We start from the raw sequence: 18,851 nt of genomic DNA, 5'->3' as shown, positions 1-18,851 counted from the left end.
ACCTTACAGAATCGAGCCGCCCTGGGTCAGGTGCTCATGGCGGGCTTCAGCTTCTTCTTTGTGCTGTTTGCCGTGATGGGCGATGGTGTTGCGCAGACGCTGCTGCTGAGCGTAACGATCTTCGCGGGTGAGTTCGGTGTCTTCGCTGAGCTCAACCAGCAGTTCGTTCATATGGGTGATAACACTCTCTTCCACCGCCGCATCCACGCGGGCAATCACTTCATCTAAATGTGACATTGTCACTCCTTGTTAACTGAGTTTGCCGGGTGGCGGCTACGCCTTACCCGACCTACAGATTCTGTGCGGTCTTTATTGTCGGGTGGCGGCTTCGCCTTACCCGACCTACGGGTTCTGTGCGGTCTTTGTGTCGGGTGGCGGCTTCGCCTTGCCCGACCTACGGGCTCTGTGCGTTCTTTTTGTCGGGTGGCGGCTGCGCCTTACCCGACCTACGGGTTCTGTGCGTTCTTTTTGTCGGGTGGCGGCTTCGCCTTACCCGACCTACGGGTTCTGTGCGTTCTTTTTTTGTCGGGTGGCGGCTGCGCCTTACCCGACCTACGGGTTCTGTGCGGTCTTTTTGTCGGGTGGCGGCTGCGCCTTACCCGACCTACGGGTTCTGTGCGGTCTTTGTGTCGGGTGGCGGCTTCGCCTTACCCGACCTACGGGCTCTGTGCGTTCTTTTTGTCGGGTGGCTGCTACGCCTTACCCGACCTACGGGCTCTGTGCGGTCTTGTAGGCCCGGTAAGCGCAGCGCCACCGGGCGTTTTAGGCCGCACCGTCCCTACAAATACTGAAATGTTAATTCAACTTCGCTTTCGAGAAATCGCTGCCCATCAGGCTCACGCTATAACCTGTCACGTTACTGCGCGTGGCGTAGAACGTTTTGCCGTTTGCCAGCGCAATCCACGGAGCCTGCTGGTAGAAAATCTCCTGCGCCTGGCCGTACAGCGCCGCGCGCTGCGCCGGATCGCTGGTCAGCTTGGCTTTCTCGACCAGGTCATTATACCCCTTGTCGCACCAGCGCGCGGCATTGGAGCCGGTCTTGATGCTATTACAGCCCAGCAGCACATCGGCAAAGTTATCCGGGTCGCCGTTATCCGACATCCAGCCGAACAGCGCCGTATCGTGCTCGCCCTTGCGCATCCCGGAGAGATACTCGCCCCACTCGTAAGAGACAATTTTCGCCTTCACGCCGACCTTCGCCCAGTCACTCTGGATCATCTCCGCGATGCGCTTCGAGTTCGGGTTATACGGACGCTGAACCGGCATCGACCACAGCGTCACTTCCGCGCCCTTCTCCAGCCCCGCCTGCTTCAGCAGCGCTTTCGCTTTTTCCGGATCATAGCCGTAATCCTTCAGGTCCTTTTTATACCCGAGCATATTCGGCGGGATCGGCGATTTCGCCACCGTACCGGAGCCCATAAACACTGCGTTCACAATGGCGGTTTTATCTGTTGCGTAGTTCAGCGCCTGGCGCACCAGCACGTTATCAAACGGCTTTTTCTCGGTGTTGAACGCCAGATAGCCGACGTTCAGTGCATCCACGGAGTGCAGCGTCAGGTCTTTATTTTTCTTAATCACGTCAAACTGCACCGGCGAAGGCGCAGGAATGATCTGGCATTCGTTGGTTTGCAGCTTCGCCAGACGCGTTTCGACGTTAGGCGTGATGGAGAAAATCAGGTGTTTGGTCGGCACTTCGCCGTCCCAGTAGTTCGGGTTGGCGATGTAGCGGATCAGAGAATCGACTTTATACTGCTGCAGCACGTACGGGCCGGTGCCGATTGGCCAGGTATCGACGTTTTCCGGCGTCCCTTTTTTAAGCATCACATCCGCGTATTCTGCGGACAGAATAGAGGCGAAATCCATTCCCCAGTCGGCGAGGAACGCCGCGTTCGGCTCGTTCAGCACAAACTGGACATGATAATCATCGACTTTTTTGACCTCCTGGATCAGTTTGTCCAGGCCGACGTCATTGAAATATTCGTAATTCCCCTGCGAAACGTTGTGATACGGATGCTTAGGGTCTTTCTGACGCAGCACCGAGAAAATAACGTCATCGGCATTAAAATCGCGGGTCGGTTTGAAGAATTTATTGCTGTTAAACTTCACGCCTTTGCGCAGCGTAAAGGTATAAGTTTTGCCGTCCGGAGAGATAGTCCAGGACTCCGCTAGCGAAGGAACCGGGGTGTTTTTGACCGGATCAAAATTGATCAGACGGTTATAAAGCACCTGGGAGCTGGCCACGAACGACGGGCCGGAGCTGGCGATTTGTGGGTTAAACGACTCCGGTGATGCCTCGGAGCAGTAAATAATCGTATCGGTGTTTGCCGCCCATGCGGCGCTTGCCGGTAAGAGAGTGCTCAGCGCCAGCGCGAGCAGCGTTTTCCCTGTGGTCATGGTTATAAGCCTTATGATTTTTATATATAGAACCACAATAACAGCACAGGCCCGAGTGAGTGGCAAATAACGAAACACGCTCAGGTTATTCTAAAGGTGTCATTTTTGCTGGTTTAACAGACAGCCCGCGCGCAGTGATTTGTCTTAAGTGTGCTGCTTCGTCAAGCACTAATGCCGCTTTCTATCCAGTAAGAAATCGCCGCTTTTAGCGTCTTCTCGTCCGTTTGCTTGCATCCCGGTTTGGTTAAAGTAATGGGGTGAAGAAGTCTACAGGACCAAATCGTGGCAAAAACACTTTTACGCAGCGGTAATCTCGATGATTTTCAGGCCGTTGGCGGCGGCGGACAGGCCGTATTTGAATCAGCACTACAAATCCGTGAAGCGCTTCGTCTGCGCAAGCAGCAGGCGATTGTCGATTGTCTGGCGATCCCGCAGGTCAACGACGGCGGCGACCGGGTGGACTGGTATGCGCCGCTGGATGGCGACATTGCGAGCTGGAATACCGCCGATGAAGACGAACGTTTTCGCGCCCTGCGCTATCTGGAGAACACCCTCTCCAGCGTCGAGTCGCTGAGTAAAAAGAGCCTCCAGTCGCCAAAAACCGCTCAGCAGCTGTTTGGTTCCCTGCTCTCAAAATCTTTCCAGTTCCCGAGTGAAAACTTCCTGTTCCTCGTCGACGGCAAGCCGGTTATTACCTTCTGGGGGTTCGTGAACCTCAATGAAAACGCGCGCGACGATGTGCTCGACTGCCTGCGCGAATCCCTCAAACCGGAACCGATGCCCGCGCCAGTCGAAGAGCCGGAGCCCGAAGAGCCCGCGCCGACCATTGTGTTTGAACAGGCCGACGCGCCGCTTATCGCCCCGCCGCCTGTTGTGCGTGTCACCGAAGACGACCTCTATTCCGCCGAACCTGCGCCGCAGGTGGTTCCAGAAGTGGCTGCCCCTGCAGAGCCTGCGCCTGCGGTTATCCGCAAGAAGCGCCGCGTTCCACTCTGGTCCTTGCCTGTGGCTGCTGTGATTGTCGCCGCCGTGGCCGCGCCGCTGCTGTGGCCAAAACAGGCGCCGACGGCAGAACCTGTCGCCACGCCAGCGCCAGCCCCGGTCGCTATCGCTCCTAAACCGGTGAAACCGGTGGTGGAGATGGCGATGAACCTGCCGCTGCATCAGGCCGAGGTTCTGCCGGTGAAAGCCGCAGAACCTGCTCCAGCGCCAGCGGCACAAGCGGTCGTCATCACCGCCATTCCTAAAGATGCGATGGTGATGGACGCGGTTCAGGTGAAAACCGGCTCCACCAAGTTCCTCAACGGCACCTGGCGCGCCATGCTGGACATTAAAGATCCCGTGACCGGCAAAGCGCCCTCCCTGCGCTATCAGATTCAGAACAATAAGGGCATCGCCCGTGTGGTCCAGGGCGACAACGTGGTGTGTCGCAGCGACATTTTCTCCGGGCTACATAGCAACGGCGAACTGATGATTAAGAGCCGCGGCAACGCTCGCTGCTCGGACGGTTCGCGCTACCCGATGCCGGAGATCGCCTGTAAAGCCGGGACTAACGACGTGGCGGAATGTACTGCCCGTTATGATGCCAAAACCGTCGTTCCGCTGACGTTCAAGAAAGCAGGTGCCTGATCCTATGCTGGTAAATCTTTGCGACTACAAACAAAGCGTCACGCTGATTGCGAACAGCGGCGTACAGTTTCTCGATTTCGGTCTGACCCCGCAGGACTCGGCAAGCCTGGGCCGGTTCGTGCGTAAAACCGCCAATGGCCCTCTGCTGCGCCTGAATTACGATCTGGTGAATGGTCGCTACACCCTGCCCGCGGCGCGCGGCGGTCAGCCGGAAGTGGTGAAACCCGAGAGCACCTTCACCCTGCATCAGTCCCTGACGGTGCTGGATGGCGTCTGGATCCCGGTGCCGTTTTTACGCTTTAACCCACCGCGTACCTTTGTCGACGGCCCGGATAACTGGGCGCGCGCGCAGGTTCGTAAGCTTGAGACGCCGGACAGTGCGGGTAATACCCACCGCGTGACCTTCGCCCTCGACAGCCAGATTGCCGATCACGCCACGCCGGGCCTGTCGCCGGTCGAAAACGATATTCTGAACGGTACCCGTTTTGCGCTGGCCTGGCGTGACGACGAGGTGCTGAGTTTCCTCGATCAGACCTGGATTGACGGCTGGCTGCGCGAAGCGTTCAGCGGCTACGCCACGGGCGTGGAAAACCGCTCCGAGCGCGATCTGCATCAGGCGATGCGCGGCTTTGAGTATCAGGCCCACTGGCTCAACCTGATGACCATGCTCGGCGAGCAGATCACCGTTCCGGAAGTGAAATTCGTTACCCACACCCTGAGCACCCCGGCGATTCCGGTGGATCTGATTCTGGATGTCGGCAACACCCACACCTGCGGCGTGATCATTGAAGATCACGGCGATGCCAACGACGGCCTGCGCCAGACCGCCGAGTTGCAGGTGCGTTCTTTGAGCGAACCGCAGTTCCTGAACGAGCCGCTGTTTACCAGCCGCCTTGAGTTCTCTGAAGCCCGCTTTGGCAAACAGCATTTCTCCGTCGAAAGCGGCCGTGAAGACGCCTTTGTCTGGCCGTCTATCGTGCGCGTCGGCGACGAAGCGCGCAAACTGGCGATGCAGCGCCTGGGCACCGAAGGCAACAGCGGGATCTCCAGCCCGCGCCGCTATCTGTGGGATGAAACCCCAACGGTCCAGGACTGGCGCTTTAGCCAGATGAACGCCAAGACCCAGCGCGAACCGCTGGCGACCGCGTTCCCGCTGATGAACCTGATGAACGATGACGGACAGCCGCTGTTCACCCTGCCACAGGATGAGCGTCTGCCGGTCTTTTCGCCGCAGTACAGCCGTAGCACCCTGATGACCCATATGCTGTGCGAGCTCCTCGCTCAGGCACTCGGGCAGATCAACAGCGTCGCCACGCGTCTGCGCCTTGGCTTCCCGGCGTCACCGCGCCAGCTGCGCACCCTGATCCTGACGCTGCCTTCTGCGATGCCAAAACAGGAGCGCGAGATTTTCCGCCGCCGCATGTTTGAAGCCATCGCTATCGTCTGGAAAGCGATGGGCTGGCACCCGCAGGATGATGATTTTGCCAGCCGCAAACAGCAGGATAAAAGCGTGGTTCCCGTCCCGGCCATTCAGATGGAGTGGGACGAAGCGAGCTGCGGTCAGCTGGTGTGGCTGTATAACGAGGCTATTTCCCACTTTGGCGGCCAGACGGAAGCCTTCTTCGCCTCCCTCGCACGCCCGGACCGCGAAGTCGAACCGGGCGCGCAGCCAGGGCGCTCCCTGCGCGTCGCCTCTATTGATATTGGCGGCGGCACGACCGATATGGCGATCACCCACTATCAGTTGGATGATGGCTCGGGAAATAACGTCAAAATCACGCCACAGCTGCTGTTCCGCGAAGGCTTCAAAGTCGCGGGCGACGATACGCTGCTGGACGTTATCCAGCGCTACGTCCTGCCCGCCCTGCAAACGCAGCTGCAAAAATCGGGTATCGCCGACGCCTCCCTGCTGATGGCATCCCTGTTTGGCGATTCCGGGCGCATTGATACTCAGGCAGTCCTGCGCCAGCAAACGGCGCTTCAGCTGTTTATGCCGATTGGTCACGGCATTCTGGCGGCCTGGGAGAGCAGCGATATCGACGATCCGCTGGCGGGTTTACACGCCACCTTCGGCGATCTGCTCAAACAGCAGCCAACCCGCAACGTGATGAACTATCTGCAGCAGGCGATCGATCATGCGCTTCCCGCCGGTTCCGCGCCGTTCGATCTGTTTGCCGTTCCGCTGCACGTGAATTTCCACGAAATGCAGGATGCGATGCTGGCGGGCCAGTTTACCCTCGCCGCGCCGCTGCATGCCGTGTGCGAAGCCATTTCCCACTATGCCTGCGACATTTTGCTGATCACCGGGCGTCCGGGCTGTCTGCCTGGCGTGCAGGCGCTGATTCGCCACCTGCAGCCGGTGCCGGTCAACCGCATCGTCTGGCTGGATAAATATCGCGTCCACGAGTGGTATCCGTTCAGCCAGCAGGGACGTATCGGCAATCCAAAATCCACGGCAGCCGTGGGCGCGATGCTCTGCAGCCTCGCCCTGGACCTGCGTTTGCCGCGCTTTAACTTCAAGGCGGCGGATATCGGCGCCTATTCGACCGTGCGTTATCTGGGCGTGCTGGACAACACGGTCAACACCCTGCGCGAAGAGAACGTCTGGTATCAGGACATCGATCTCGATAAACCGGGCGCGAAGCTGGATGCAAAACTGCATTTCCCTTTGCGCGGCAACGTCACGCTCGGTTTCCGTCAGCTGGCGAACGCCCGCTGGCCTGCCACACCGCTGTATACCCTGAGCATCAACTCCGCCGAGCTGGCAAAAGCCATCGCCGGTGACGGGGTGCTGAACGTGCGTCTACAGCTGCGCGGCGGAACCAAACACGAAGGCCCGGAGTCGTTTGAGCTGAGCGACGCCTGGCTGCAGGACGGAACACCGGTTCCGCCGGACGCCTTAACGTTTAAACTGAATACCCTGGCCGACCGCCGCCACAGCGGAAGCCATTACTGGATCGACAGCGGGAGCGTATATCTCAAATGACAGCGATGACTGCCACCACTCAGGCCTTAATCGAGTGGATCAATGAAACGCGCCTGCACGCCCCGATGCTGGATAACGACGCCGACGCCCTGCTGGCCCGCCTGACCTGTGCGCAGGCGCGCGGACAGGCGCTCGACCGAGCCCTGACCGGCCACAGCAGCATTGGCCTGTACGGCCACTCCCAGGCGGCAAAAGCCCATCTGCTGACGTCGCTTTGCGGGAGCGGAAACGGTCGACTGGATGTTTCTCCCGGTCAGCGCACCTTCGACTATTTTTCCCATATCAACCCCGGCCACGCCCTGACCAATATGGCCGTGCGTTTCACGCCGCGCGCCAGTGATGTCAGCGACGATGCCTTCCCACTACGCCTGAGCCTGGTCACCGAAGCCGAGCTGGTCCAGCTGTTTATCGCCCGCACGACGATGCACACCCTGATCCGCCCGGTGGAAAAATCGGTCATCGAAGCGCGCGTTGAGAAATGGCGCGCTTTGCGTCAACCGCAGGGTGTACCGGGGATCACCGCCCAGGAAGTGGCGACCATTGCCCGCTACTGGCGCACGACGGTTCCCGGCTCTGAACAGCAGATGGACGACGCTCTGTGGCATCAGTTCGCCCAGCTGATTCCCTCGCTGGATTTGAGCACCCGCGCCAGCGTCTGGTCCCTGCTGTGGGGCGAGCAGCAGGAAATCACGCAACAGTGGCTGAAATTCGCTCACGTGCTGCATCAGACCAGCCACGCCCGCGAGCTGGCGGCCCCGCTGAGCTTACTGGTCGATAACTTCGGCCTGCCGAGCGAGGGCTTCCTCACCCGCGCGGAATTTACGGCGCCAGATGCGCAGGAAGCAGTACTGCATCCGCTGAATGACGGCGAGATGCTGAACGCCATCAGTATTCCCGTCGACGTGCTGGCTTTCCTGACCCGCGAACTGGTTCTGCCGGCGGAAAACAGCGTGCTGGATAATGTCGACATCATCGATATCCCCGCGCCATCGGAGGCGGATTTGTCCCCGCTGGCAGAGGCAAAATGCACCTGGCTGCTGGAACATTATCGCCAGCAGATGCAGCCCGATGTGCTGGTGATTTGCAATGCTACCGCCCGCCATGAGCAAACGGCTAAAACGGCTAAGACCCTGCTGAACTGGGTAAAAGAGACCCAGACCGCAGAAGAGTCGGCGTTGCCTGGCCTGGTATGGGCCATTACCCCGCACGACGCGCGCTTCCTCACCAAACAAAACCTCGACGAGGCCGTACAGCATCTGCTCGGCAAGCCCGGCCAGCGCTGGGGAACCTTGCAGGCGCTGGACACGCACAGCATGCAGCGCGTGGTGGAGTGGCTGTCTCAGGCAACCCTTTCCACACAGCGCCAGTCTCGACTGCTGGCTCTGAAAACCGCGCAACAGCGTGAGCTTCGCGCGCTGATGCAAAGCTATCTGGCCCCCATCGCCGCAGAGCCTGACGCACAGCGCACTCAGGCCGAAGGGATGGTGCGCAACCTGCAATCCAGCGCCGCCCGCCACGGCGAACTGCTGGAAGGACTGCTGCCTCCGCTGAAAGCCTTCGAAACGCTGCTCGCTGTCCAGCAGCCGCGCGAAGAGCAGGTCAACGGCCTGTTCACTGACGTTATCGATCTCTTTGCCGACAACGCCAGCGAAGGTCAGGAAATGTTCCAGACCAAAGACAAAGCGCGTCTGGCCCATCGCGTGTGGATCAATCATCTGCGCCAGTGGAGTCGCAATGAGGCCGCCGCCAGTCGTCTTGGGCTGGATGCTACCGTTCTGCCGCTCATTGCCGATACGCTGGTGCTCAGCAGCTACCGACTTAACCTCCCGCAGCAGCTACAGCGCATAGTGGAAGCCGATAAAAGCAGTGCGGCACAGCTGCATGCCACCATCGGAAACTTCATCGGCTGGCTGGGCTATGCCGAAACTACGCATGCGTCCCGTCCGTCGAGCCGTGTGCGCAAGGGTCAGTCCATCTTCGTGACGCCGGTGGTCAGCAGCGCCACGCCAAGGCTGACGCAGCTCGGTGAGCAGCCGGTCCACGCCGCTACCGTTTACGTTTACGACTGGCTGGTCGCGCTCTATACGCGCGCGATTGAGAACATTGGGTATCAACATCCACATGATATTCAGCCCGCTGCGCGCCAGGCGTTACAGTCGATTCTACGATAGCCACTCTGACAGCCCGCGATGCTGCGGGCTGTTACCCTTCTGAAAGACAGCCCGAGATCGCACCTGCCAGCGCCGAAGGGTTTTCCCACGACATCGAATGCCCGGCCCTGGGGATAACGATCGTCTTCACGCCATGTCGCTGCATCTCTGCCGCCTCTACGTCCGGGAGCGACAGCTCGCCGAACAGCAGTGTCACCGGACATTTCAGCGCCAGAAATTGTGCGGCCCAGTCGGGCTGAACGCCTGCGACCAACGACGACGCCCCGCGCCAGACGGCGTATGGCGCATTACTGCCCAGGCACCCCGCCCACGGCGAAGTTTCGGCGGCCAGCATCGCGGCATATCCGCTCTCGATAAAGGTGGTTTCATCCTGGGCGGCAATTCCGCGGCTGAACATTCCGCCTCCAGCGTGAAAGTTGGGTTCCGAGGCAATCAGCCCGCGAAGACGGTGCTGAATCAGCGTGGCGGTTTCGATGGCAATGCTGCCGCCCATACTGTGACCGTAGAGCCAGAAAGCGTCGAGATTGAGATGAGTGAGGAGTTCAACAACGACCTGAGCCTGATCGCATGTGCGATAGCTAAAGTGTTCAGGTTTGTCGCTGTAGCCACTGCCGGGGAGATCGATAAGAATGGCCCGACGCGCACCGAACTGCGGATCGCAGACTACGCGGGGATATTCATAAGAAGAGGCGCAGCCGAGGCCGTGAATAAATACCACGGGGTCGCCATGACCGGGGAGGTCCTGCCAGCGGACGGTGCAGCCAGCCTGCTGCGAGTAAAAACTGTTCATAAGCACTCCTTTGACGATGCACTGTGTATTTATACAGTCACGCGCAGCAGAATGCTATTTTGTCTTTAAAATCTGGAAGCGTGCTTCAGAAAAGCGAGATCAACAGCGCCACAGGGAAGCTCATCGGCCAGGTTGAGCCCACCAGAAATGCGCTCAGAAAACGAATGCGCTTGCGGTCTTTCGACAGAAACCAGGTGATCAGGGCGCAAATCGCCGCCATGACTGCGTAAAACACCAACATTTTTTGATACAGCGTCATTCTGTGCACCCGATCGATAAAATAACCGCGCGCAATATGCGTCATATGTTGATACAGATCAAGTTTTAATGTTACACATTAACCACCAAAATCATGTGGTTAATAACAATGGAGTATTTTTCTCGCGCTAACCCCCTGCCTTTTCTACCTCTTTTGCTACCTCTTTAAAGTTGCATTTTAAATGCACATTTTGCACAATTGTCCTGTCCGGAAAGTGGTGTAATAACAGCAGGCTTTAGAGGGAGAGACTATGTTACGCATTCCGCCGAGTTGTATTCATACCCGTTCCACCCCGTTCTGGAACAAGGACACCGCCCCTGCTGGCATTTTCCAGCGCCATCTTGATCGTGGCACCCGACCGGGCGTCTATCCCCGTTTGTCCGTAAGCCAGGGAGCGATTCGTTACTTAGGTTATGCCGACGAATTCACGCCTGAGCCTGACAGCGAACTCATTATCGAGGCCGGTCATTTCGGCGTTTTCCCACCTGAAAAATGGCACCACATCGAAGCGATGACCGACGATACGATTTTTAATGTCGACTTCTTTGTTGAACCCGAGGTTCTGAAATCTCTTTGAGCAAGTAAACGCTTATAAGGAACTCACTATGCTACGTATTCCTGAAAATTATGTTCACACTCGTGCGACCCCTTTCTGGAACAAAGATTCCGCGCCGAAGGCCCTGTTCACCCATCACAACACCAAAGCGGGCGTATACGGTCGCCTGTCGGTGATGCAGGGTGCGGTGAAATATTTTGGTTTCCCGGACGCTGACGCCAGCGAACCCGATATGGAAGTGGTGATTGAAGCCGGATCCTTTGGCATTTCGCCGCCGCAAAAATGGCACCGCATTGAGCTTCTGACCGACGATACCTGGTTCAGTATTGATTTCTTCGCCGATCCGCAGGCAAAACTTGAAGGCGCGGGCCTGGGTAAAGTCGTTAATACACATAAGGAGTAAGAAGATGGGCAAGGCAACGTATACCGTCACCGTCACCAATAACAGCAACGGCGTGTCGGTGGATTACGAGACACAGGCCCCGATGGAGCTGTTAATTCCCGATGTCGCGGCGGATGTCGTGAAGGATTTGGTGAATACCGTGCGCGCGTATGACACAGAAAATGAGCATGATGTGTGCGGGTGGTAGATGATTGCCGGGCGGCGGCTTTGCGTTGCCCGGCATAGAGTTTGGTGCGGGATTTTGCCGGGTGGCGGCTTCGCCTTACCCGGCCTACGGAATTGATGCGTTTTTTGCCGGGCGGCACTAATGCTTAATCATGACATGCCGAACCACGGTGTAATCCTCCAACCCATACACCGACATATCCTTCCCGTAACCGGATAATTTCATCCCGCCGTGCGGCATTTCGCTCACCAGCATGAAATGGGTATTCACCCAGGTACAGCCGTATTGCAGCTGCGCGCTCATGCGATGCGCGCGACCCACGTCTTTGGTCCAGACCGATGACGCCAGTCCGTACTGCGAGTCGTTGGCCCAGGCCAGCACCTGCTCTTCGTCGTCAAATTCCGTCATGCTCACCACCGGGCCAAAGACTTCGCGCTGAACGATAGCGTCTTCCTGTTTCGCGCCTGCCAGCAGCGTAGGCTGGAAGAAATAGCCTGCCCCGTCCACTTTGCTGCCCCCGGTCACCACTTTCACATGACCGAGCGCTTTGGCGGCATCCACGGCCTGAGAGACGCGCGCCAGATGCGCCGCAGAGCTCAACGGCCCCAGCTCGGTGGACTCGTCGTCCGGTGCGCCGGTTTTCAGCGTCGCCACCGCTGCACCGAGTTTTTCGACCAGCGCATTGTAAATGCCTTTCTGGGCATAAATCCGGCAGGCGGCGGTACAGTCCTGGCCCGCATTGTAGAAACCAAAGGTGCGCACGCCTTCCACCACCGCGTCGAGATCCGCATCGTCAAAAACGATAACCGGCGCTTTGCCGCCCAGCTCCATATGGGTGCGTTTAATCGATGACGCCGTATGGCCGATGATGTGTTCCCCAGTAGCAATCGAGCCGGTCAGCGAGACCATGCGCACTTTTTCGTGTCCGGTCAGCGGGTCGCCAACGGTTTTGCCGCGTCCGAAGAGGACATTTAGCACGCCTGCCGGGAAGATCTCTTTTGCCAGTTCACCCAGTTTCAGCGCCGTCAGCGGCGTGATTTCCGAGGGTTTGATCACCACGCAGTTCCCGGCGGCCAGCGCCGGGGCCAGCTTCCAGGCCGCCATCATCAGCGGATAGTTCCACGGCGCGATGGAGGCCACCACGCCAACCGGATCGCGGCGAATCATCGAGGTGTGACCGTCGAGGTACTCGCCCGCCGCCAGACCGTTCAGCGTGCGAGCCGCACCGGCAAAGAAGCGGAACACGTCCACCACCGCCGGGATCTCATCGTTGATAACGCAGTGCAGCGGCTTACCGCAGTTTTGCGATTCGAGGCGCGCAAAAGTTTCCGCATGTTCTTCGATGACATCTGCGAGTTTCAGTAAGCACTCGGAACGTGCTTTCGGCGTAGTGCGACCCCACCCGGAAAATGCACGATCGGCGGATCGCACCGCCGCATCGACCTGCGCGGCAGAGGCTTCGGCGATCTCCAGCAGCACTTCACCCGTGGCAGGGTTGTAAACCGGCTGTTTTTCCCCTTCGCCGGTGACCAGTTCACCATTAATCAGCAGTTGATTTTGCATAGCATTGTCCTGTTGAAATCAAAGTTATTTCCCGCTTTCGACCACGTTTTCGTTGTCGCGGGTTAGCCACCAGGCTCCCAGAATCGGAATGGTTGTCACCAGCATCACCAGCAGCGCGACCACGTTGGTGACGGGAACATCGCGCGGACGACCGAGCTGGTTGAGCAACCACAGCGGGAGCGTACGTTCATGCCCCGCCGTAAATGTCGTGACGATGATTTCATCGAACGACAGCGCAAACGCCAGCATGCCCCCCGCCAGCAAGGCGGAGCTTAAATTCGGCAACACCACGTAGCGAAAGGTTTGCCAGCCGTCAGCGCCCAGATCCATCGACGCTTCCACCAGGCTCCACGAGGTACGGCGGAAACGCGCGATGACGTTGTTAAACACCACCACCACGCAGAAGGTCGCGTGACCGGTGACAATAGTGAAAAAGCCCGGCTCCAGATTGATGGTTTTAAACGCCGTCAGCAGCGCCAGACCGGTGATGATCCCCGGCAGCGCAATCGGCAGCAGAAGCAGCAGCGAGATGGCGTTTTTGCCAAAAAACTCGCTGCGCCAGAGCGCCGCAGCCGCCAGCGTGCCCAGTACCAGCGCGATAGCGGTCGAGAGCGAGGCGATTTGAAGTGACAACGTCACTGAATCAATAATATCGCTGCGCGACGCCGCCACGCTAAACCACTTCAGCGTCAGCCCCTTCGGCGGGAAACTGAACGCCGCGTCCTCCGTATTAAAAGCATAGATGGCGATGATCAGGAGCGGGAAGTGCAGGAAGATCACCCCGCCCCAGGCCGCCACTTTCAGGAACCAATGCGCGCGTTCAGAGTGCATCGAAGGCTCCCAGACGTTTCACTAACGCCAGATAGAGGGATATCAGAACAATCGGCACTAATGTGAACGCCGCCGCCATCGGCATATTGCCGATCGCGCCCTGCTGGGCGTAGACCATATTGCCGATGAAGTACCCCGGCGGGCCGACCAGCTGTGGCACGATGAAATCACCCAGCGTCAGCGAGAAGGTAAATATCGACCCGGCGGCAATGCCGGGAATTGCCAGCGGAAGCACTACATAGCGGAAGGTCTGACGCGGGCGCGCGCCGAGATCCGCCGAGGCCTGTAACAGCGATGGCGGCAGACGCTCAAGTGCGGCCTGTACCGGCAGGATCATAAACGGCAGCCAGATATAGACGAAGACCAGGAAGCGCCCCAGCCCGGAGGTCGAGAGCGTATTGCCGCCAATCGCGGGCAGCGTCAGGACCGACATCAGCACCGGCTCCAGCCCCATATAGCCGAGAAACCATTGTGCGACGCCATCTTTTGCCAGCAGCAGCGTCCAGGCGTAGGCCTTGACAATGTAGCTCGCCCTCATCGGGAGCATCACCGCGATATAGAAAAAGGCTTTCCATTTGCCGCGGGTGTAGCGCGCCATATACCACGCCATCGGAAAGGCGAGAATGGCGCTGGCAAGGGTGACCGCGATCGCCATGAGTAACGTGCGCAGGATGATGTCGTAATTGGCGGGGTTAAAAAGTGCCAGAATGTTCGCGAAAGTCAGGTCCGGCGTCACCGACATGGTGAAGTCGTCGAAGGTGTAGAAACCCTGCCACAGCAGGGTCAGCAGCGAACCGAGATAGACAATCCCGAACCACATCAGCGGGCCAAGCAGGAGCAGGAACAGCCCGAGCGAGGGTTTACGCCAGAGCAGCGTGGTGACCCGGCTGACCGGGCCACGGGATGAGGGTGCAGGAGAAACGCTCATATCCATCTCACCTTTCCTCATGCAGGGGCACCATCGCCTCGCGCGACCAGGAGGCCAGCACCTGCTGCCCCGGAGCCACGTCCAGCGGAATATTCGCTCCGCTCAGATTGGCCTGACTGACCAGTAGCTTGGCGCCATCGGCGAGACGCAGCTCAAACCGCGTCGCCGCCCCCTGATATTGCACCGCCTGCACCACGCCCTGAACCTGAACATCTCCGCTCTCATTGAGGCGAATATGTTCCGGGCGCAGCGAATAGATCCCCTCCATGCCGCACACCTGCCGGGCAACGGCGGCATCAAAGACGTTAGAGGTGCCGACAAAGCTGGCGACAAAGGGCGTGCGCGGGCGCATGTAGAGTTCGCGCGGGGTGTCGACCTGCTCAATGCGTCCGTTATTGAACACGGCCACGCGGTCGGACATCGACAACGCTTCGCCCTGATCGTGGGTGACGAAAATGAAGGTGATCCCCAGCTCCTGCTGAAGTTTTTTCAGCTCGAACTGCATCTGCTCACGCAGTTTCAGATCCAGCGCGCCGAGGGGTTCATCAAGCAGCAAAACCCGCGGCTCATTGACCAGCGCACGGGCGATGGCCACGCGCTGACGTTGACCGCCGGAAAGCTGCGACGGTTTACGCTTTTCCGCGAAACCTAATCCCACCTTTTCCAGCGCGTCGCGCGCCATCGACTGCCGTTTCTTTTTGTCGACTCCTTTGACCATCAGCCCGTAAGCGACGTTGTCGATAATCGACATATGCGGGAACAGAGCGTAATCCTGGAACACGGTGTTCACATCGCGTTCCCACGGCGGAAGCTCGCTCGCCTCTTTGCCAAAGATTGTGATCGCCCCGCCGCTCAGCTGTTCAAACCCGGCAATCAGGCGCAGGCAGGTGGTTTTGCCGGAGCCCGAAGGCCCCAGCATGGAGAAAAATTCCCCGTCACGAATGCCAATGGTGACGCCATCCACCGCCCGCACGTCGCCGTACAGACGGGAGACGTCGTTAAATTCTACTGCGTACGTCATGATCTGCTCCCGGGTGATTAACGGCCACCCATGATGGCGATGTAATCCTGCGTCCAGCGGCTGTACGGAACATATTTGCCGCCCTCTGCAATCGGGGTTTTCCAGAACATGATTTTGTCGAACTCGTTGTAGCCGTTGGTTTCGCAGCCTTTTTCGCCGAGCAGCGTACTGGCTTTACAGCCTTCGGCCACCACCGGCAGAGAGCCAAACCACGCCGCCAGATCGCCCTGCAGTTTTGGCGTCAGCGACCAGTTCATCCACTTGTAAGCACACATCGGATGTTTGGCTTCGGCGTGCAGCATGGTGGTGTCCGCCCAGCCGGTCACGCCCTCTTTCGGGAAGACGGTGGCAATCGGCTGGTTTTCCCCTTTCAGGGCGTTAGCCTGATACGGCCAGGCGCTTGAGGCCACTACGCCTTCGTTTTTAAAGTCGCTCATCTGAACGGTGGTATCGTGCCAGTAACGGTGAATAAGCGCGTGTTGATCGCGCAGCACTTTCAGTACGGCTGAGTATTGCGCTTCGGTGAGCTGGTAGGGGTCAGTAATGCCCAGCTGCGGCTGGGTGGCTTTGACGAACAGCGCCGCATCAGCGATGTAGATCGGGCCATCGTAGGCCTGCACGCGGCCTTTGTTGGTTTTGCCGTCCGGGAGATTTTGCTCTTTAAAGACCACGGCCCAGCTGTCCGGCGGCGTCGGGAAGGTTTTGGTGTTGTACATCAGCAGGTTCGGCCCCCACTGATACGGCGTGCCGTAGACTTTACCGCCGACGTTAAACCATTCGCCTTTGACGATGCGCGAATCAATGGTTTTCCAGTTGGGGATCAGATCCGAGTTAATGGCCTGCACGCGTTTACCCATGATCAAGCGCAATGAGGCGTCGCCGGATGCGGTGACCAGGTCATAGCCGCCCTTCGCCATCAGGCTGACCATCTCGTCGGAGGTCGCCGCCGTTTTGACGTTCACCGCACAGCCGGTCTCTTTTTCGAACTGGGTGACCCAGTCATAATTTTTATCCGTCTGGCCGCGCTCGATGTATCCCGGCCAGGCGATGATATCCAGTCTTCCCTCGCCTTTGCCGATCTCTTTCGGCGGCTCTGCGGCTTGCACGGTCATGATCGTCATGCCGAGCGCGCACAGGCTGCTGCGGGCAAATTTTTTGCTCATTTGATTTACTCCTGTCGCAATGAAATTTGGCGGCAGCCATGCCGTAAAAATATCTCCCTTAATAAACGTAGACTGCGCAAATGCGCCGCACCCTGCGGGCTTTGGAAATTTCATCAGGTTGTGACAGAGGGCGCATTCCCTGTTAACTGGATTATAGACAAGGAGTTAGCGGCGAGCGGCGGTATGCAGATTTCCTATGACAGGCATCCGGGAATAAACCCAATGTCTGTCACAGGATAAGGAATGTTTATTTATGCGGGAATATGACGCCGGTGAAAAATAAGCCTTTCGGCTTATTTCAGCATCGCGCTAATTAATTTTGCCAACTGGACAACGGCCTGTTCTTCCCGCTCACCCCACGCCCACGACGTATTAAAGCGGAAGAATGGCGTCCAGACATCGGAGGTAGAGAACATCTTGCCCGGCGCAATGCTGATATGGTGCGCCAGCGCCTGTTCGGAGAGCTTTCCGGCATCTAACGGCGCAGGCAGCTCCAGCCACAAAAAGTAGCCGCTGTCGTTGTGGTGAATTTTGACTTCCGCGGGCAGATGGCGCATCAGGGATTGCCACGCCTGCTGTTTGCGCTCGGCCAGCGTGCGGCGCAGGCGGCGAAGATGGGCGTCGTAACGTTTGGTGGCGAGATAATCCACCAGCGCGAGCTGCATCGGGGAGCTGGTCGAGAGCGTGCTCATCAGCTGTAGCTGTTGAATACGACGCGCATGTTTGCCTGCCGCCACCCAGCCGATGCGGAATCCGGCGACCAGACATTTCGAGAAAGACGAGCAGTGAAGCGTCATGTCCTGGCTGTCCCAGGCTTTGGCGGGCAGCGGTTTTTCGCGGCCAAAGTAGAGCTCGCTATAGACGTCATCTTCGATAAGCGTAACGTTATGCTTCGTCAGGAGGGCCACCAGATGCGCTTTTTTCTCGGCGCTGAGGGTAAACCCGAGCGGGTTTTGGCTGTTGGTCATTAGCCAGCAGGCTTTTACCGGGTAGTCGTTCAGCGCCTGCTCCAGGGCATTCAGATCGATCCCTTCGCGCACGTCGGTGGCGATAGATAGCGCTTTGAGTTTCAGCCTTTCCAGCGCCTGCAGCGCGCCGTAGAAACAGGGGTTTTCGACGATCACCCAGTCGCCCGGCTCGGTCACGGCCTGCAAACTCAGGTTGAGCGCTTCGAGCGCACCGGCGGTGATCACAATCTCTTCTGGGGAGATATTCATCCCCTGCTGCGCGTAACGGCGCGCGATGGCGTGACGGAGATCGACGTTGCCGGGCGGCAGATTTTCAATGACGCTCATGGCGGTCGCCGTTTTGCTGACGTTGGCAAGAGAACGGTTGAGCTGCTGGAGCGGAAACAGTCTGGGGTCGGGAAAAGCGGAAGCAAAGGGTAAAACAGAGGGGTCGCGGCTGGCCTGCAGGACATCAAAAATATAGGTGTTGATATCGACCATTTCGTCGCGCATCACCTGCGCGGGTGGCGCAGGCTGCTGCTTAACCGGGCGCGGAGCAACGTAGTAACCCGATTGTGGGCGAGCAACGATTCGCCCCTGACTTTCCAGCGTTTGATACGCATGACCGACGGTCATGAAACTCATGCCGCTGCTGGCAACTTGCTCACGCAACGACGGTAGCTTATCTCCCGGCAACCACACGCCAAGTTCGATTTGCGAAATGATTTGCTGCGCCAGGCGCTGGTATTTTTTCATTCTTCTCTCCTTGCTTCACAACATAGTATATCAGCAGGAGAAAATTGGCAGTTTTAATGAACTGTTATGGTATGCGCGGTGTTATGACGGACGATGACTGTACTGAGCTTGCTCCGGGAAAGAGGAGACAGCCAGGTGGTCAAGGGTCATCATGGACGATTTGCAGAAAATGCACTTCGCACCGTGTGGATTTTTTTCGGACACATCAAAAATGGATGTGCGGTACTGCGAGCCATGACAGCATGGGCAACGAAAATGGATGTAAGAAATCATAGGATTCTCCAGTCA

At 58.2% G+C, this 18,851-nt stretch carries 17 protein-coding genes; 6 read left to right on the top strand and 11 right to left on the bottom strand.

Annotated elements, in window-relative coordinates; all coding sequences use genetic code 11:
* Positions 1-3 precede the first annotated feature (3 nt).
* Both QQF33_RS00775 and QQF33_RS00770 read right to left on the bottom strand, forming a co-directional pair.
* Complete coding sequence (locus QQF33_RS00775; RefSeq protein WP_285148884.1) at positions 4-237, bottom strand: DUF2526 family protein; 234 nt, start codon at positions 235-237, stop codon at positions 4-6.
* A gap of 558 nt (positions 238-795) precedes the next feature.
* Positions 796-2,394, bottom strand: coding sequence for an ABC transporter substrate-binding protein (locus QQF33_RS00770; protein WP_285157204.1), 1,599 nt, complete (start codon positions 2,392-2,394; stop codon positions 796-798).
* A gap of 282 nt (positions 2,395-2,676) precedes the next feature.
* Between QQF33_RS00770 and QQF33_RS00765 the strand changes: the two genes are divergently transcribed.
* The 3 genes from QQF33_RS00765 to QQF33_RS00755 are packed head-to-tail and all read left to right on the top strand — an operon-like array spanning position 2,677 to position 9,180.
* Positions 2,677-4,023 carry an SrfA family protein gene (locus QQF33_RS00765; protein ID WP_282492944.1) on the top strand — a complete coding sequence of 449 codons (1,347 nt, stop codon included), beginning with the start codon at positions 2,677-2,679 and terminating at the stop codon, positions 4,021-4,023.
* A gap of 4 nt (positions 4,024-4,027) precedes the next feature.
* A complete protein-coding gene (locus tag QQF33_RS00760; RefSeq protein ID WP_285157203.1) occupies positions 4,028-7,009 on the top strand; it encodes a virulence factor SrfB in 2,982 nt (993 codons plus the stop codon).
* Positions 7,006-9,180, top strand: a complete 2,175-nt coding sequence (locus QQF33_RS00755; protein WP_285157202.1) for a virulence factor SrfC family protein — start codon at positions 7,006-7,008, stop codon at positions 9,178-9,180. The genes QQF33_RS00760 and QQF33_RS00755 overlap by 4 nt, the downstream gene beginning before the upstream one ends.
* Before the next feature lie 31 nt (positions 9,181-9,211).
* Here QQF33_RS00755 and QQF33_RS00750 read toward each other — a convergent pair whose 3' ends face one another.
* Positions 9,212-9,970, bottom strand: coding sequence for an alpha/beta fold hydrolase (locus QQF33_RS00750; RefSeq protein WP_285148892.1), 759 nt, complete (start codon positions 9,968-9,970; stop codon positions 9,212-9,214).
* An 85-nt stretch (positions 9,971-10,055) separates the two neighbouring features.
* Complete coding sequence (locus tag QQF33_RS00745; RefSeq protein WP_095284283.1) at positions 10,056-10,229, bottom strand: GhoT/OrtT family toxin; 174 nt, start codon at positions 10,227-10,229, stop codon at positions 10,056-10,058.
* 250 nt (positions 10,230-10,479) lie between these two features.
* On the opposite strand from QQF33_RS00745, the gene QQF33_RS00740 reads away from it, so the two are divergent.
* The 3 genes from QQF33_RS00740 to QQF33_RS00730 are packed head-to-tail and all read left to right on the top strand — an operon-like array spanning position 10,480 to position 11,375.
* Positions 10,480-10,806 carry a DUF1971 domain-containing protein gene (locus tag QQF33_RS00740; protein ID WP_282492939.1) on the top strand — a complete coding sequence of 109 codons (327 nt, stop codon included), beginning with the start codon at positions 10,480-10,482 and terminating at the stop codon, positions 10,804-10,806.
* Positions 10,807-10,834: 28 nt separating this feature from the next.
* Positions 10,835-11,188: a DUF1971 domain-containing protein gene (locus QQF33_RS00735; RefSeq protein WP_285146424.1), complete on the top strand. Its 354-nt coding sequence runs from the start codon at positions 10,835-10,837 to the stop codon at positions 11,186-11,188.
* 4 nt (positions 11,189-11,192) lie between these two features.
* The gene (locus QQF33_RS00730) at positions 11,193-11,375 is read left to right on the top strand and encodes a DUF1869 domain-containing protein (protein WP_095282123.1); all 183 of its coding nucleotides are present in this window, start codon (positions 11,193-11,195) and stop codon (positions 11,373-11,375) included.
* 117 nt (positions 11,376-11,492) lie between these two features.
* Here the strand turns inward: QQF33_RS00730 and patD are convergent, their stop codons facing one another.
* The 7 genes from patD to ymcF form a co-directional block, all read right to left on the bottom strand.
* Positions 11,493-12,917, bottom strand: a complete 1,425-nt coding sequence (gene patD, locus QQF33_RS00725; protein ID WP_285148895.1) for an aminobutyraldehyde dehydrogenase — start codon at positions 12,915-12,917, stop codon at positions 11,493-11,495.
* Positions 12,918-12,941: 24 nt separating this feature from the next.
* Positions 12,942-13,748 (bottom strand): ABC transporter permease, encoded by an 807-nt coding sequence (locus tag QQF33_RS00720; protein ID WP_285146422.1) that lies wholly within the window; start codon positions 13,746-13,748, stop codon positions 12,942-12,944.
* A complete protein-coding gene (locus QQF33_RS00715; protein ID WP_285157201.1) occupies positions 13,738-14,682 on the bottom strand; it encodes an ABC transporter permease in 945 nt (314 codons plus the stop codon). The genes QQF33_RS00720 and QQF33_RS00715 overlap by 11 nt, the downstream gene beginning before the upstream one ends.
* A gap of 1 nt (position 14,683) precedes the next feature.
* Positions 14,684-15,697, bottom strand: a complete 1,014-nt coding sequence (locus QQF33_RS00710; protein ID WP_282492933.1) for an ABC transporter ATP-binding protein — start codon at positions 15,695-15,697, stop codon at positions 14,684-14,686.
* Between the two features lie 17 nt (positions 15,698-15,714).
* Entirely contained in the window at positions 15,715-16,860 is a 1,146-nt protein-coding gene (ydcS, locus tag QQF33_RS00705) for a putative ABC transporter substrate-binding protein YdcS (protein WP_285148899.1), read from the bottom strand.
* Positions 16,861-17,153: 293 nt separating this feature from the next.
* Positions 17,154-18,563: an aminotransferase-like domain-containing protein gene (locus QQF33_RS00700; RefSeq protein WP_285148901.1), complete on the bottom strand. Its 1,410-nt coding sequence runs from the start codon at positions 18,561-18,563 to the stop codon at positions 17,154-17,156.
* Between the two features lie 81 nt (positions 18,564-18,644).
* The gene (gene ymcF / locus QQF33_RS00695) at positions 18,645-18,836 is read right to left on the bottom strand and encodes a cold shock small protein YmcF (protein ID WP_285148902.1); all 192 of its coding nucleotides are present in this window, start codon (positions 18,834-18,836) and stop codon (positions 18,645-18,647) included.
* Positions 18,837-18,851 lie beyond the last annotated feature (15 nt).

The organism is Lelliottia wanjuensis (genome assembly GCF_030238365.1).
Classification (GTDB): Bacteria; Pseudomonadota; Gammaproteobacteria; order Enterobacterales; family Enterobacteriaceae; genus Enterobacter; species Enterobacter wanjuensis.
The sequence above is the reverse complement of the archived record's forward strand: the minus strand, read 5'-3'. Positions and strand labels throughout refer to the sequence as shown.

Bases quoted from the DNA above. Each gene is read 5' to 3' on its own strand.
- QQF33_RS00775 (WP_285148884.1), bottom strand. From the start codon at position 237: ATGTCACATTTAGATGAAGTGATTGCCCGCGTGGATGCGGCGGTGGAA.
- QQF33_RS00770 (WP_285157204.1), bottom strand. From the start codon at position 2,394: ATGACCACAGGGAAAACGCTGCTCGCGCTGGCGCTGAGCACTCTCTTA.
- QQF33_RS00760 (WP_285157203.1), top strand. From the start codon at position 4,028: ATGCTGGTAAATCTTTGCGACTACAAACAAAGCGTCACGCTGATTGCG.
- QQF33_RS00755 (WP_285157202.1), top strand. From the start codon at position 7,006: ATGACAGCGATGACTGCCACCACTCAGGCCTTAATCGAGTGGATCAAT.
- QQF33_RS00750 (WP_285148892.1), bottom strand. From the start codon at position 9,970: ATGAACAGTTTTTACTCGCAGCAGGCTGGCTGCACCGTCCGCTGGCAG.
- QQF33_RS00745 (WP_095284283.1), bottom strand. From the start codon at position 10,229: ATGACGCTGTATCAAAAAATGTTGGTGTTTTACGCAGTCATGGCGGCG.
- QQF33_RS00740 (WP_282492939.1), top strand. From the start codon at position 10,480: ATGTTACGCATTCCGCCGAGTTGTATTCATACCCGTTCCACCCCGTTC.
- QQF33_RS00735 (WP_285146424.1), top strand. From the start codon at position 10,835: ATGCTACGTATTCCTGAAAATTATGTTCACACTCGTGCGACCCCTTTC.
- QQF33_RS00730 (WP_095282123.1), top strand. From the start codon at position 11,193: ATGGGCAAGGCAACGTATACCGTCACCGTCACCAATAACAGCAACGGC.
- patD (WP_285148895.1), bottom strand. From the start codon at position 12,917: ATGCAAAATCAACTGCTGATTAATGGTGAACTGGTCACCGGCGAAGGG.
- QQF33_RS00720 (WP_285146422.1), bottom strand. From the start codon at position 13,748: ATGCACTCTGAACGCGCGCATTGGTTCCTGAAAGTGGCGGCCTGGGGC.
- QQF33_RS00715 (WP_285157201.1), bottom strand. From the start codon at position 14,682: ATGGATATGAGCGTTTCTCCTGCACCCTCATCCCGTGGCCCGGTCAGC.
- QQF33_RS00710 (WP_282492933.1), bottom strand. From the start codon at position 15,697: ATGACGTACGCAGTAGAATTTAACGACGTCTCCCGTCTGTACGGCGAC.
- ydcS (WP_285148899.1), bottom strand. From the start codon at position 16,860: ATGAGCAAAAAATTTGCCCGCAGCAGCCTGTGCGCGCTCGGCATGACG.
- QQF33_RS00700 (WP_285148901.1), bottom strand. From the start codon at position 18,563: ATGAAAAAATACCAGCGCCTGGCGCAGCAAATCATTTCGCAAATCGAA.
- ymcF (WP_285148902.1), bottom strand. From the start codon at position 18,836: ATGATTTCTTACATCCATTTTCGTTGCCCATGCTGTCATGGCTCGCAG.